The sequence below is a fragment of the Haloarcula sp. MBLA0163 genome (assembly GCF_055632435.1).
In genome coordinates this window covers 156,240-170,132 of the sequence record NZ_JBVMVV010000004.1, presented here as the reverse complement: position 1 = coordinate 170,132, position 13,893 = coordinate 156,240, and the positions used below count along the sequence as shown (strand labels likewise).

The following is a 13,893-nucleotide window of genomic DNA, read 5'->3' as shown; positions in this document are numbered from 1 at the left end:
CGAGTCGACTACCGATTACGACGATACGCTCATCCGTAGCACATTGTTGATTTCACAGTGTCGCTCGAACAGCGTGCTTGAGAGCATCTCGGCCGGGTTTCCGAAACAGCTCTCGGCGCAGCTGAAACGCTCTGAGATACTGTGTTAGCTTGTCTTTGGAGATTCCTCGGTGGGGCGAGAGCCACCGTCGCACCTGCGACGCGTGGCTCTCGCAGGTGTTGACGTGGACCTCGTCGTCGGCGTATTCGCCGTCGCCGTGGACGACGTATTCGCGGTCGAATGCGTCGTCGTCTTCGAGCGGTTCGTACGCTCGAAAGCCGTCGGTATAGACGGTGAGCGACTCCTGCTGGCGGTCGGCCAGCAGGAGTCGAATCGTCGATTCGTCCGCGGCTTTCGACGGGATCACGTACCGCTGTCCGGTGCCGCGGTCAGCGAGAATGAACACCGGTGGCTTGTCGCCGCTATACGAACCACGCCCGCGCGTGGACAGGCCACGCGAGCGCGACTCCCGGTCGCGCTCGCGGCCTTTCTTCCCCGCAGAAACGTACACTTCGTCGATTTCGACGGGTCCGACAAGATCGAGAGAAGGCGCATCGAGCGCTCTGGCGAAGCGCTCGATGCGCCGGTGCATCGTTTTGTGTGTTACTCCGATTTCGCACTGTAGTTGGCGGAGACTCGTGTTAAACCGGAGGAACGCGTAAATTGAGAACAACCACCGACGGAGCGCAATCTTCGAATGAGCGAAGATTGTGCCGGTCTTGTCGTTGAACGTTCGGTCGCAATTCTTACAGAGATACCGTTGAAACTCTCTGTAGCTGCCGTTTCTGACCGTCCGGTCAGAACGGCAGCGAGGACAGGTAACACCGTCACGCCAGCGAACCTGTTCCAGCAGGTCCGCTGCGACCGATTCCGACCCAAACACATCTAGCGGAATCATTCGTGTCGGGCACCGCTGACGCGGTGCCCTTGTCCTCTTCGACTCCGCAGCTACCGCTCTGCAGTATCAACAATCTTCTACGCAAGAGCGTACTAACTCTTTGCGTTGCTAGGAGCGATGGTCCCTCTGCAGATTCCAGGTGGTCCCGAACTCCTTGTGCTCGTTATCGCCCTCGGTCTCAATCTACTGGTTCTCGTTGGGTTCTTAGGTGGCCTCGGCTACTTTCTCCTCCGGATTCGTTCGGGAGGGAGTGTTAGCGATCGCTTGGATCGAATCGAGCGGAAAATCGGCAGATTAGAGGCGCAGGTCGAACAGCTTCAGAACGACGAACCAGAGTAAGTGGCGATAAGGGGTATGTTCTTTAATCAGTACGCCCCGATACCGGTTGTTTGCTGACCGGTGTAACAGAGTAGCCACTTGCCGAGCACATCCTCTCTATCGGTCACGTCGGTACTGATAGTGATTGAGTAGATCGAAACGTTATTGTTGCATACAGGGCACGAGTCGGTCAGCCCCCTTCAGCACAAAACGGGCAGTGTGTCGGTCAATACAGGCGATGCCCGTCTCGAATGGGCTGAGAGCTACCTACAGCCAGCCCCTGGGAAGTTCGTCCCGGTGGTCCTCAATGAGGCTGAGCACCGGCTTGATGTCGTCCCAGCGCGGGCCTCTATTGATTCGATTCTCTTCGGAGTCCCACGCGATGAAGCCGAGGTCCTCCAGTTTGGGCAGATGGGTATGGACCATCTGGATCTGTAGGTGTTTTTCATCCTCGCCGGTGTCGGCAACGATGTCCATCGGGTCAAGGTCGTCGTCTTGGGGGTCATGCTGGAGGAGTGCGACCAGCAGATGCCGCCGATATGGGTCCGAGAGCGCATTGAGAATCGATTCCCACTGGTCCCGTTCCGACATCGGGGAATCTCTGCTCATATGACATTCAAGAATGCCACTTCTGATTACTAATGATGTTAAATATATAAGGCAACTATATTTCGAATCGGATGTTAAATCCGCACTCTGTCTGCTGAACCCATCTTCTGTGTCGGTCGCGGTGGCACTGACAGAAATCGAGTTGATGATAGGAGACCTGCTGCATACAGGCGCAAATTAGTCATCTAGGGAGCTACTCTTCACCGGGTTTGTGTCCGGTACGGAGATTTTTCAGGTAGGCTCGGTACGCTTCTGCCTGTTGTCGTTGTTCCTCTTCGCTGGGTATATCGTGCTTTTTCTCGTCATAGAAGGGTAATTCTTCAATTGATGGTATATCCATCACTGCCCCCAGTTGGGCAATCTTTGGGAAGTAATTCTCAATCACCCAGTCTTCGCCATGCTCTTCGACTGCATCCAGAATATACGGAGCAGCCTCAGGATACTCCTCCTCTAACGTACCAGACATATACCGTGTAACGCTGGGAAGAGCTTTATACGCTGAGCAGGCGCAATACCACGGCGTTCACGCCGTGGATACGCGCCGTCGCTTGTGAGCGAGTCCACGTTCGACAACGCTCTGAGTTTCAGAATACTGGAGCTTAAGTGACAGGCAACCCTATTTATATGTAGGAATCGGGTGGAACGGAGCGGATTCCGTCCTATCCTTCGGAGGTGGCCTGTCCACCCCTGTAACGAGGTAATATCCGGAAGGGCAGGCAGTGAACGCACATTCTAGAAGGGTGTGCCCGTGCTGACTGCTCACAGCGAACCTAAAGGTATCCCCGAGTCCGCCGACGCCTGCTGGCATCCCTGTGGCAAAAACAACACAGGGACGCCCTACATGGTCGAGGATAGGGGTAACGGCGGCTTGGCACCGCCAGCAGTCCACCACACCGATGCTGTGGGATTACCCGTGCCCGAAAGGTGTGGTAGCCCACTGCCGGGACTGCAAACCTGAAACTCCCACCGCTCGGGATTCCTCCGCGTTTCCGCGGAGGAGGATGTCAATCATTGCGACGACACCATACTGGACACACACTCCCTGTATCGGTCACACCATTTCTGACAGAGGTCGAGTAGTCGGCGCACACACACTGCTGTATTCACTCTCGGCCGATTGGCGATGCGCCGGCCGACGTGATGACTGGTTCTGGCATGCGCACTTTTCCGGTCTCGAATGCTCCCTGGGTGCCTATTCTCGTTCTCCTGCTGGCCGAAACCCGTTAATCGTTCATATCGTCCCTGGCGTGAATCTTGGCCTGTTCGCGAGCGCTGGGATTGACTGACTCTTTGAACGGAACTTTCGCTACCGTCGCATAGACGGGCTCTTCGGCGAACTCGTCCGGGAGGTGGACTTCGAATTCCACGTCGATATCCGCGTCGTATATCGAGTCGTCGAGCGGAACGTCAGTCGCGGCCTGCAGTTTCTCCGCCGGCACGAATCCCAGGCCGATATTGGTCCCTAGTTCTGGATTCCACCACGCCGACGTTATGTACCCACACTCGTCGCCGGTCTCCGGATCCGAGATGATCCAGAAGTCCGGGGCGTAGTCCTTGATTGGTTCGCCGGCCATCTTCAGGCCGACCAGTTTATGCGTGAACGGGAACTCACCGTTCTCGATGGCTTCCTGCTGGCGTTCCAGTTCGGCTTTACCGATGTAGTCCGCGTCCTTGTCGTCGGGAACCTGATAGCCGAGGTTGACCTGGAACGGTGACGTCTGGTCGTCCATGTCCTGTCCCAGCGACATGATTCCGGCAGCGATACGTCGTTGATGGGAGATGCCTGTCACGGTACCCCCGTGGGCTTCGACCGCTTCGAGGACTGGGTTCCACACGGCTTCGGCGTTCGTCGTCGCCTCACGGACGTATATCTCGAATCCCGCCTCTCCGGAGAAGCCGGTCTGACTCACCAGCACCGGGATGTCGTTGACCGTGGCTTCCATCAGGCCGTAGTACGGGATATCTTCGATCACGTCCCCGAGAAGTGACTCCATCACGGCCGGCGATTTCGGGCCCTGGACCTGCATCGGCGAGACGTCGATCTCGTCGATGTCGACCTCGAAATCGGAGTGCACCGTGACTCCTTGCAGCCACTGTTTCAGGTCGGCGTCTGCGATGGAGAACCAGAACTCGTCGTCGGCGAGTCGCAACAGGACGAAGTCGTTGAGGATACCGCCGTCTTGGTTGCAGCAGATGGAGTACTTCCCACGCATCGGGTCAATATCGGTCGCGTCTCGCGTGATGACGTGGTTGACGAACGCCTCGGCATCGGGTCCCTCGACACGGATCTGGCGCTCGACCGCGACGTCCATCAGCGTCACCTCGTTGACCAGCATATCGTATTCGGCGTCTAACCCGCCATCGTCGGGGTCGATGTACGACCGCGGGTGGTACATGTGATTGTAGACCGTCGCCTGCCGACACCCCGCCTCGACGGAGAGGTGCCAGAACGGTGACTGCCGAACTCGCGTAGAGATCAGGAGGTCGACATCTGCGTCACCTGTCTGACGGAGATTTCTGGGGATGGTACGATCCGACTGGTCGACGTCGGGGTGGTTTGGATGATGCTGATTACCCGCCATTGTTGATCTACTTTGGTCCTCCATCATAATGGTCGAATAGCGTCGTCCAGATACGGTTGGATCGACTGGTGTTGAATGCCGTGATAACCCCCTCTCTGAGGGAGAATCGTGGTTCAGTAGCTCTGGTTCGCTCGGCGCCACCGGAATACAGTGCCATACTACCAATTAGCATAGCCGCCACCGAATCACTCTGTAGCTTATTCGTTTAACCCGTTTATGTGGGGGTCAAAAACTTCCGAACATCTATCTTTGTATACGTCGCTTGCTCGGTGCGGCCAGAACCACGAGAGGCGTAAGTCACTGACGTCGTGCTGCAGAGCGGCACCTACCTAGCACATCACTACCTGACCCCGATGGTGTCTGCCACAGCGTTTCTTCCAACCGCCCAAGACTTGTCAGTTCCATTGTGACCGTTACGGCAACGAAGTAGTGAAATCGTTTATCGGACGGGAACTGCAAAACTCGCGGAACAGCGTCTGATGGCTCAGTCTTCCGTCGGCTCGCTATCGTCAAACAGTGCGGACTGCTCCTCGTCCTCGCCGCCGTCGGTGACGGCCGTCTCCAGTTTGCGGCCGAACCACTGGAACTCGCGGTCGAGCATCCCGTCGCGCTCGAGGTTCCACGGGTCGCCGTCCTCGACCTTCGGGCCTTCGAGCCACGACTGGACGACGTTCCAGACGAAGATGAGCTGGCCGACGAACAGGATGAGTGCGCCCACGGTGGCGAGCAGGTGGTACGTCTGGACCTGTGCCAGCGGCGCGATGGCGCCGTCAAACTGGTAGGTGGCGTACCGGCGCGGCATGCCGAGGTAGCCCAGCGCCAGCATCGCGAAGAACGTGACGTTGGTTCCGACTATCGAGAGCCAGAAGTGGGCCTTGCCCAGGGTGCGCTGGTACATCCGTCCGGTGAACACCGGGAACCAGTAGTAGATACCTGCGAAGGCACCGAATCCGAGAGCGCCCATCACAATGTAGTGGAAGTGTCCGACGACGTAGTAGGTGTCGTGCAGCACCAGATCGACGGGGATGGAGGCGAGGAAGACACCGGTGACGCCGCCGATGATGAAGTTCGAGACGAAGCCGATACAGAACAGCATCGGCGTGGTCAGTCGGAGGCGGCCGTTCCACATCGTCGTGATCCAGTTGAACGTCTTCACCGCACTGGGTATCGAGATAGCGATGGAGACGGCCATAAAGGAGGCTCGCAGGCGCGGGTCCATGCCCGTCGAGAACATGTGGTGGGCCCAGACGCCGAACGAGAGCACGCCGATAGCCAGCGTGGAGTAGACGACGAACTTGAAGCCGAACAGCTTCCGGCCGGCGAACTTCGGCAGGATGAGGCTCACCAGTCCCATCGGTGGCAGGACGAGGATGTACACCTCGGGGTGGCCGAAGAACCAGAACAGGTGTTGCCACAGCAGTGGGCCGCCACCTTCGACGGCGAAGAACGTCGTCGCGAGGTTCCGGTCGAGTAGAAGCATCACCAGTGCGCTGCCCAGCAGCGGGAACGAGAAGAGGATGAGCGCCGATTGGGTGATGATAGTCCACGAGAAGATATCGAGGTTCGCCCAGCTAACCTCGTCGGCCCGTTCGGTAAAGACTGTCACGATGAAGTTGATGGCGCCCATCGTGGCCGCGACACCGGAGAGGTGCAGGCCCAGCAGCATCAGGTCGACGCCGGGGTTGGCCTGTTCGACCGACAGCGGGGTGTACATCGTCCAGGCGGTCTGTGCCGGTTCGATCATGTTCTCGGTGACCGGCGCGAGGAAGAACCCGGCCCAGATGAGCAGAGCGGCCGGTGGGAGGAGCCAGAAGGCGATGGCGTTGATGCGGGGGAACGCCATGTCGTCGGCGCCGATGAGTAGCGGGATGAAGTAGTTCGCGAACGCGGCGATGATGGGCGTGCCGAACAGGAATAGCATGGTGATGCCATGGCTCGTCAGGATGGAGTTGTAGGCGTTCGCGCCCAGCAACGCCCCGCCCGGAGTGACGAGTTGCAGGCGGATGAGCAGCGCCATGATGCCACCGACGGCGAAGGCGATGACGGCGTAGACGCCGTACAGCAGCCCGATGTCCTTGTGGTCGACTGTGGTTAGCCAGCGAACGATACCTGCGGGTTTCTCACGGTGGACGACGGTCTCACCCGTGGCGGTGCCGCCGCCCGCCAGCGGCGTGTACGACCGCCAGTTCTCGATGCGCGTGAGAAGCGCCGCGATGCCGACGAGGAGGATGGCCATCAACCCCGTCAGCATTAGATCTCCGATAGCCATTCTAAAGATTAGGATAGCCCGCGACTGTATTTTTCTGTAGGTTAAACGTATAACCTATTTATACGGGAGATGGAATATTTCGTGGGTTTCAGACCGGTCCGAACGTTACAGAGATACCGCAAGAGGTCCTGGTACGCCGGAATATATGTTGTACTCAGAACTGCGTGCCTCTTCTAGATAGAGCGATGTACCATCCGGCTACTGACTGCCGGTCTGGGACCCGTACGCCCCCCGTACGACTCGGCACCAGGACCAGTTCACGTATCTGCGCTGATTGACGCAATGATCGCACGAGTGACCCGGGAGACACTCCACGTGAGGGGGACGAGGAACACGAAAGTGACGATGTACGCTCGACGATCAGGGATAGACGAGGTCTTGACGCTGATGACGCCTACTCCGGGAACTCGCTCGGTGAAGTGAGTACTTCCAATGAGCGTCTCGATACCCCCCATCGCTACCAAGCCGAGTAGGACAAGACCGAGACCGATCAGGAGCTCGCCGATAGGGACGAAGGTAATGATGGCTGTCTCTGCTGGGCGGCCTAGAAGTTTGCGCTCAAGCGTCGCTGGTCAAGGATGGCGGTGGTCGGGTGGTGAGACCAGTCGGAGACTGTCGGCTTCACGGGCGTCGACGAGATCGGCGTAGTGGTAGGCAGCCCCGCAGGTCTTGCAGAACACCGACGGTCCATCGCCATCCCGCAGGTCACTGTGGCCGTGGGGACATCGCATCCGCCAGCCATCGGCCAGACGGCGAGCGATCGCTTCGTACTCGCTCGTGAGTGGAGGCTCACTCGACTCCATGGCCCACCTGTTCGTGGTCGGCGATCGACTGGCAGCGCGGACAGGCGACGACGCCGGCCAGCGAGTCCGTGAACGCGGCGCTACAGGCCCGGCAGCGATACCGAATGCGTGGGGCTCCACGTCGCGCTTTACTCATCACCGGCCTCCGAGATCTTGCTGCAGTAGGCGGCGGCAGCGGCGGCGGCCGTGTCGCCATGACCTTCCACGACAACACCATTCTGCGTGGCGAGCCAATGGCCGTCGGGCTGTTCCTCGAGGACGATGGTCGTCCAGTGCTCGCGGTACGTGCGGCGTTCGGCCCGTTCGTGGACCCTTCTGTCGTCGTATACAGTGCCCATGACCGGCTAGAGCACGTTGTCTGTAAAGGGGGTGAGCCATGGGTGCAGGGTGAAAGTGAAAGTGGAACCGTTTGCTCACGGGGGTCCTTCGTCGGCTTCAGTCCGGACCGGTAGAGTTGCCGCACATCGTTCGAGCTGTCAGACTCACCACTTCGGAAGCCGATTGCGGGACCAACACGAACGTCCTGCTCTGTGGGCCGAAATTCGCGGGTCCCGCGAAAGATGTTCCCACAAACACGGCGACCCCGAAAAGAGGTAGGGTACCTACAGTTCGTCCGAGTCGAGTTCACCGTTGACCACTGACCTGACGTTGCCGTCACGCTTCGGTTGTTGACCGTCACGGTAGAGAGGGCAGCATTCGCGGCCTCGATGAGCCTGGTCCGGGGGCTGCCGGATTCACCGTTGTAGACAGTACGGGAGAGAACCGTCCTTAGACAGCATCGACGACCCAGGGTCCTCTCGGCAATTCATATTTTGCCAGTGTCTCGTCAGCGTCGGTCCCAGATACGGCCTCAAAACGGAGGCTGCTGCTTTATACAGTACCTGTCCTGAAGTGGCCGTGGGTCCCATTGCAACGACGTGGTTCATCTGTGAACCGCGTGTCCGACCCCCCAGCATGGACGCATCTGATCTCTCCCGATGGGGCCCACCCTCCATCTCTCCGTCGGGGCCGCCGCCCGGTGTCGGCGGCCTTCGCTCGTCCCTTCACCGGCCACTGCCTGAGAGATTGAGAGTCATGGGCACCAGTGCGGAGCGTCGGTTGCGCTCGTATGCTTCGGGACAGGCACCGAGCGGCCGTCGGGACGACGTCTGTCGGTGGAGTGGTACTACTTCGTCCGGCGGGCAGTCTCGTCGCAGGGACGATTCGCAAGTCCTGACAGATATCGCTAGCGATGTGTGCATGGTCGGCTGCGCTGTCTGTGCGGATTCTGCAGGATTAATTGTGGTCAGTCGGCCGATTTCCGGCCTCTTATCAGTGAGTGGTGTCGAGTGACAAATCGGTCGTCGGACGAGTACTTTGTCACCCCCCACGCTCTACCGGCGACCGATCCCCCATTTCGTCTCTTTGATGCCATCTCCAGTCACGTCTGCAGCACCCTCTAGCGTCCGAGTGTGACCTCGCTGGATGGATTCTTGCTGCCCATGTTGGTCCCGGGAACGACTGTCTCGATGGTCAGTTCCGAGCGGGTCAAAGACCAGGTCGGGTGGTCGACTGGCGGCGTACCGCCGGTCTATAACGAAGCCTCGGTTCCCGTCCTGTTCGAGACGCTGACGGAGTTCGATACGATTCGAGCAGCCGCCGGCACGTCGTAGTGCTATGCGATTGCGATGGCCCGATTTAACGTGATCCCAGCCGCCCAGACGAGAACGAGGATGCTGAACGTGCCACCGAGAAGACAGAGGACCAGTGGGAGGCCGGTCGGCATCGACTGTTCGAGTGGTCGGTAGCGACGATCAGTCACCATCTTCTCGATCCCCCTGTCCTCCCAAGGCACTTTCAAATCATGTTCGAGTGGTTGCGCGGCCCACGCGGGACGGACTTCACCGGAGCGAATATATTGCTACCTATTGACATACTACTCGGTCGACGTAGATGGAAGTCGAGGAACCCGATACGGACGAACCAATGCCGTATCAATGGCACGCGATGGACCTGGACGAAGTCTACGAGACGCTTGCCATTGACGATTTCGAGGAGGGCCTGTCGACAGACGCTGTACAGGCACGACAGGAGCGGTACGGGCCCAACCGGTTGCCCCAGCGAGAACCCACTCCCGTGTGGCGCATCTTCGTCAGGCAGTTCAGGAGCCCCCTCATCTACGTCCTCGTCGCGGCCGCCGTCACCTCCATTGTCATCGGTGAATGGACTGACGCCGTCTTCATTGCCCTCGTGTTGCTTGTCAACGCGCTTATAGCCGGCGTCCAAGAGTTTCAGGCGGAGCGTGGTAGCCTCTCGCTCCAGCAACTCATTCGAACGAGCGCCACCGTTCTGAGAGACGGCGAGGTCGTCGACGTCGATAGCGAGGCCGTCGTCCCAGGCGACGTTGTTTTCCTCGAATCAGGGAACCGAATTCCGGCGGATATCCGGTTGATCTCGGCGACAGGGCTCGAACTCGACGAGTCGTCGCTTACCGGCGAATCCAGCCCCGTCGCGAAGGACCCAGCGTGGGTGGCCGAGCAGACAGCACCGATCGGGGACCGATGGAACATGGCCTTCGCCGGGACGACGGCCACGAGAGGGCGGGCTCGTGGGGTGGTCGTGGAAACGGGGGCAGAGACCGTCATTGGTCGGCTCGCCCGCGATGTGACTGACGTCGAGGGAGGTGATCCGCCACTCCTCCAGCGGATGGAACGGTTCACCCACATCATCGGTGGGGCCGTCTTAGTCGCGGCGGTCGTGGCGGTACTCCTCGGCGTCTTCGTTCGGGGATTCGGCCTGTTCGAGATGTTTTTCTTCGCGGTGGCGCTCGCGGTATCCGCTATTCCAGAGGGGCTCCCGGTCTCACTGACTGCTGCGCTGGGGGCCGCGACCAGACGGATGGCCAGAGTGGGAGTAATCGTCCGGCAGCTGGTCGCCGTCGAGGGACTGGGCAGTTGTACGATGATCGCGACCGACAAGACGGGGACGTTGACGGAGAACGAGTTGACCGTTCGTCGCGTTGTCCTCCCCGACGGGACGGCATACGACGTCACGGGGACAGGTTATCAACCCGAGGGAGAGGTGTTACAAAACGGTGTTTCGATCGAGTCACCAGGAGCGGCACTCGAAGACGTTGCCCGCGCCGCGACGCTCTGCAACGAGGGACACCTCTACCGTCGAGGGGATGACTGGGCCTGGCGGGGTGACCCCACGGACATCGCGTTCCTCTCGTTCGCTCGAAAACTCGGCTGGGAGCGGGAGACGGCCATCGAGCGATTCCCGCAGGTCGGAACTATTCCCTTCGAACCCGAACGGCGCTACGCGGCTACGTTTCACGAGGACGCCGACGGCACGAAGGTGTTCGTGAAGGGGGCCCCGGAACGTGTGCTGTCGATGTGTGCCATCGACGAGCAGGACGAACAGGCTCGCCTCGAGGCAGCACGAGAACTGGCCGAATCGGGGTATCGGGTGCTCGCTGTTGCAGACGGACGAGCTGAAGGGGACGAGGACGGTGGTTCGCCGCCCGACCCGGCGGGATTAGTTTTCCGAGGGTTTCTCGGCATGATCGACCCGCTTCGCCCCGGGGTCGAGGAGGCAATCGCGACGGCCAACAGAGCTGGGATTGCCGTGTCGATGGTGACTGGTGACCACCCGGAGACAGCCCTGGCAATCGCGCGCGAGCTGGGGCTGGCTGACCGGCGTGAGGAGGTACTGACTGGACAGGAGCTAGCGTCGCTCTCACCCGACGAGCTGGTCGCGAAAATCGATTCTATTAGAGTCTTCGCTCGCGTCGCCCCCGAGCAAAAACTCCAGATCGTCCAGGCCGCGCAGTCTGCGGGCCACTTCGTCGCGGTCACCGGGGACGGCGTCAACGATGCGCCAGCCCTCAAGGTGGCAAATATCGGCATTGCAATGGGTCGGGAGGGAACGGATGTCGCCCGCGATACTGCCCAGCTCATCATCTCGGACGACAACTTCTCGACCATCGTCGCCGGGATAGAGGAAGGACGAATCGCGTTCGACAACATCAGGAAGGTCATCTACCTGCTCGTCTCGACCGGCGCGGCAGAGGTCGTGCTCGTTCTTTTGAGCCTGTCAGCCGGACTCCCTCTCCCGCTTCTCCCTGTCCAGTTACTCTGGCTGAACCTCGTCACGAATGGTATCCAGGACGTCGCCCTGGCGTTTGAACCGAAAGAGGAGGATGTTCTGGGGCGCCCTCCGCGCACCCCGACCGAACGAATTTTCAACCGACTCATGATCGAGCGAACGGTCGTCGGCGCGCTCACGATCGGGATAATCGGATTCGCGGTCTTCCGGTGGCTCCTGAACAGCGGCTGGTCCGAACCGGCTGCCAGAAACGGACTGCTACTGTTGATGGTTCTGTTCGAGAACGTCCACATCGGGAACAGTCGATCGGAGACACGGTCCATATTCCGCTTGTCGCCGCTCAACAGTCCAATTCTGCTGATGGGAGCGTCAGCCGCATTCACCATCCACGTCGCTGCACTGTACCTCCCGACTGCTCAGCGCGTCCTGCAGACCGCACCGGTGAGCCCGTCCTACTGGCTCCTGTTTGGGGCACTCGCATTGATTCTGGCAGTCGTGATGGAACTGCACAAAGTGAGTTGGCGGTTTCGATGCGGTCGCTGAGGACTCGACCGACTTTTCGAAGATGCTCAAGTACGAAATCACGCCCCCGCCGAACGAAAAATGAGCGTGGATACTGGAAATAGTGTGGCGCCACACTAGGATTTTGATGGCAGGTCACATACTGGCGGTATGAGCAGCGACGGAATCGACGCCGAAAGTACGTTTCTGGGAACTAAGCAAATATCCCTGCCCGAAGACGGCGTGAACATGATATCGACGACGGTGACCAGCTCCGCCGGCAAGTCGAAGACGACGGGCACATTCGAGTCGAAGCAAATCGAGGTAGGCGGTGCGAAACTAATTGCCCAACGGGAACTCGTGGACTTTGGTGTGGAGTGGTTCGAGACCAACCGCGAGTGATGCAAACTTCATGCGCGTCTATTGCACCGCCCTTCCAGAACGCCGGCGTGATCACGCCGGCGGTGCGCCGCTCGGCTAACCAACAGACCGGGTCAAAACGGGGTGTGTTGGTTAGTTTGAATCACTCTCAGGTTGAGTCGATCTCGGCTTCCGATTCAGCAATCATCACGTTACCATGGGGCTGTCTGATTCGTCGTCAGATTGTGAAGAATAGTCCGCCACCTCAACAGGCAGGACGAAGACACGGCCGACGACAAGCGAATCCTCGCGACGACCGCAGCGCTGGGGGTCGACCGAGCATGAGCGTTCAGTCACCGGCGTGATTCCGTCGACAGCTTCGTACATCTTTCCACAATCGGATATACCATCTCTACTGGCGGACTATACTCCCGAGTTTGAACTGCCTGAGATAGCAGTAAACTGTTTATAAGCCTCTCTCAGCCAGCTGCTCCCTCGAAACGCAGTATGGGCGCTCTTCGAAATCGGGCAGTACACCCTGTCGTCGAGCAATTTCTCAGACCCGGGCACCGTTTAAATACCCCGTCGAGCAATTTGTTATGGTCTTAGAAGAGCCCGACCCGTGTTTGAGTCGATTTCCTGCCGTCAGCGCCTCATGTATATCGACGATATCGTCCAAAGGAATGATGCGGTGCGATGTGCACGCCAACGGTAAATCTGCTCGACGGATGGGTGAGACGTGTATTCTCAGTCAGAGGTGGGTTATGGTGGAAGGTGCCGGTCGTAGACGTTCCGGCGGTGGCCGACGGCCTCGACGTATAGCACGTCGTCGTCCTTGTCCCAGGTGATGATGGCTCGGTAGTCGCCGGCGCGGAGTTTGTAGTACGGCCACCCGGAGAGCGGCTCGAGTCGGTGGTCGGTCCACTCCCGAGCTTCAGCGAGTTTCTTCAGAATGCGCTCGCGGGGCTCGGCCTCGAGCTCTCCAGGTGCTCATCAGCTTGCGACGTGATCTCGACGTCCGTCATCTACTCACTCGTCGACGTCGACGCCGTACTTGCCGGCGACCTCGTCAAGCGAGTGTGTCTCGCCACGCTCCCGCTGCTCACGACTCGTCTGCAGGTCTTCGAGAACCTCTTCTGAGAGTCTGACGGGTGGGTCGACCCACGCCCGCAACGCGTCGCGAACACCCTCTGAGCGAGATGTGTACCCTCGCCGTTCGTACTCCGCATCGATCTGGTCGAGCAACTGCTTCGGGACGCGGACGTCGATTTTCGTCGATCCCTCGCCGTCGCGACCGTCGTCGGTGTCGGTACTCATGTGTTGTGAGACGCATGTCTCACACATAAGTGACCGGCGACCTGACAACCACCCGCTCCGGACCCACCGTAGCGAAATCCGCTGTCAGGTGGCCCGGGTCAGTATCGTCCA

Annotated in this window: 10 protein-coding genes and 2 pseudogenes; 2 read left to right on the top strand and 10 right to left on the bottom strand. The window is 59.4% G+C overall.

Going from position 1 to position 13,893, the window contains the following annotated elements; all coding sequences use genetic code 11:
* Positions 1-52: 52 nt before the first annotated feature.
* From ACV7GQ_RS19545 to ACV7GQ_RS19510, 8 genes are all read right to left on the bottom strand, one after another.
* The gene (locus ACV7GQ_RS19545) at positions 53-937 is read right to left on the bottom strand and encodes an IS1595 family transposase (RefSeq protein WP_470312633.1); all 885 of its coding nucleotides are present in this window, start codon (positions 935-937) and stop codon (positions 53-55) included.
* Positions 938-1,522: 585 nt separating this feature from the next.
* The gene (locus ACV7GQ_RS19540) at positions 1,523-1,846 is read right to left on the bottom strand and encodes a DUF7344 domain-containing protein (RefSeq protein ID WP_470313618.1); all 324 of its coding nucleotides are present in this window, start codon (positions 1,844-1,846) and stop codon (positions 1,523-1,525) included.
* 211 nt (positions 1,847-2,057) lie between these two features.
* Complete coding sequence (locus ACV7GQ_RS19535) at positions 2,058-2,330, bottom strand: DUF8110 family protein (RefSeq protein ID WP_470313617.1); 273 nt, start codon at positions 2,328-2,330, stop codon at positions 2,058-2,060.
* 757 nt (positions 2,331-3,087) lie between these two features.
* Positions 3,088-4,446 (bottom strand): aminomethyl transferase family protein, encoded by a 1,359-nt coding sequence (locus ACV7GQ_RS19530; RefSeq protein WP_470313622.1) that lies wholly within the window; start codon positions 4,444-4,446, stop codon positions 3,088-3,090.
* A 484-nt stretch (positions 4,447-4,930) separates the two neighbouring features.
* Entirely contained in the window at positions 4,931-6,715 is a 1,785-nt protein-coding gene (gene ctaD, locus ACV7GQ_RS19525) for a cytochrome c oxidase subunit I (RefSeq protein WP_470313616.1), read from the bottom strand.
* 572 nt (positions 6,716-7,287) lie between these two features.
* Complete coding sequence (locus tag ACV7GQ_RS19520) at positions 7,288-7,518, bottom strand: hypothetical protein (protein WP_470313615.1); 231 nt, start codon at positions 7,516-7,518, stop codon at positions 7,288-7,290.
* Positions 7,519-7,646: 128 nt separating this feature from the next.
* Positions 7,647-7,856, bottom strand: coding sequence for a hypothetical protein (locus ACV7GQ_RS19515; protein WP_470313614.1), 210 nt, complete (start codon positions 7,854-7,856; stop codon positions 7,647-7,649).
* 1,316 nt (positions 7,857-9,172) lie between these two features.
* Positions 9,173-9,322: a hypothetical protein gene (locus ACV7GQ_RS19510; RefSeq protein WP_470313613.1), complete on the bottom strand. Its 150-nt coding sequence runs from the start codon at positions 9,320-9,322 to the stop codon at positions 9,173-9,175.
* 128 nt (positions 9,323-9,450) lie between these two features.
* Here ACV7GQ_RS19510 and ACV7GQ_RS19505 point away from each other — a divergent pair, with 128 nt between their 5' ends.
* Both ACV7GQ_RS19505 and ACV7GQ_RS19500 read left to right on the top strand, forming a co-directional pair.
* On the top strand, positions 9,451-12,147 hold the full coding sequence (locus ACV7GQ_RS19505; RefSeq protein WP_470313612.1) for a cation-translocating P-type ATPase: 2,697 nt from the start codon (positions 9,451-9,453) through the stop codon (positions 12,145-12,147).
* A gap of 129 nt (positions 12,148-12,276) precedes the next feature.
* Positions 12,277-12,416, top strand: a pseudogene (locus tag ACV7GQ_RS19500) (AbrB/MazE/SpoVT family DNA-binding domain-containing protein); the annotation flags it as partial.
* 811 nt (positions 12,417-13,227) lie between these two features.
* Here the strand turns inward: ACV7GQ_RS19500 and ACV7GQ_RS19495 are convergent.
* A pseudogene (locus tag ACV7GQ_RS19495) lies at positions 13,228-13,490 on the bottom strand (type II toxin-antitoxin system RelE family toxin).
* A 4-nt stretch (positions 13,491-13,494) separates the two neighbouring features.
* A complete protein-coding gene (locus ACV7GQ_RS19490) occupies positions 13,495-13,782 on the bottom strand; it encodes a ribbon-helix-helix domain-containing protein (protein ID WP_470313611.1) in 288 nt (95 codons plus the stop codon).
* Positions 13,783-13,893 lie beyond the last annotated feature (111 nt).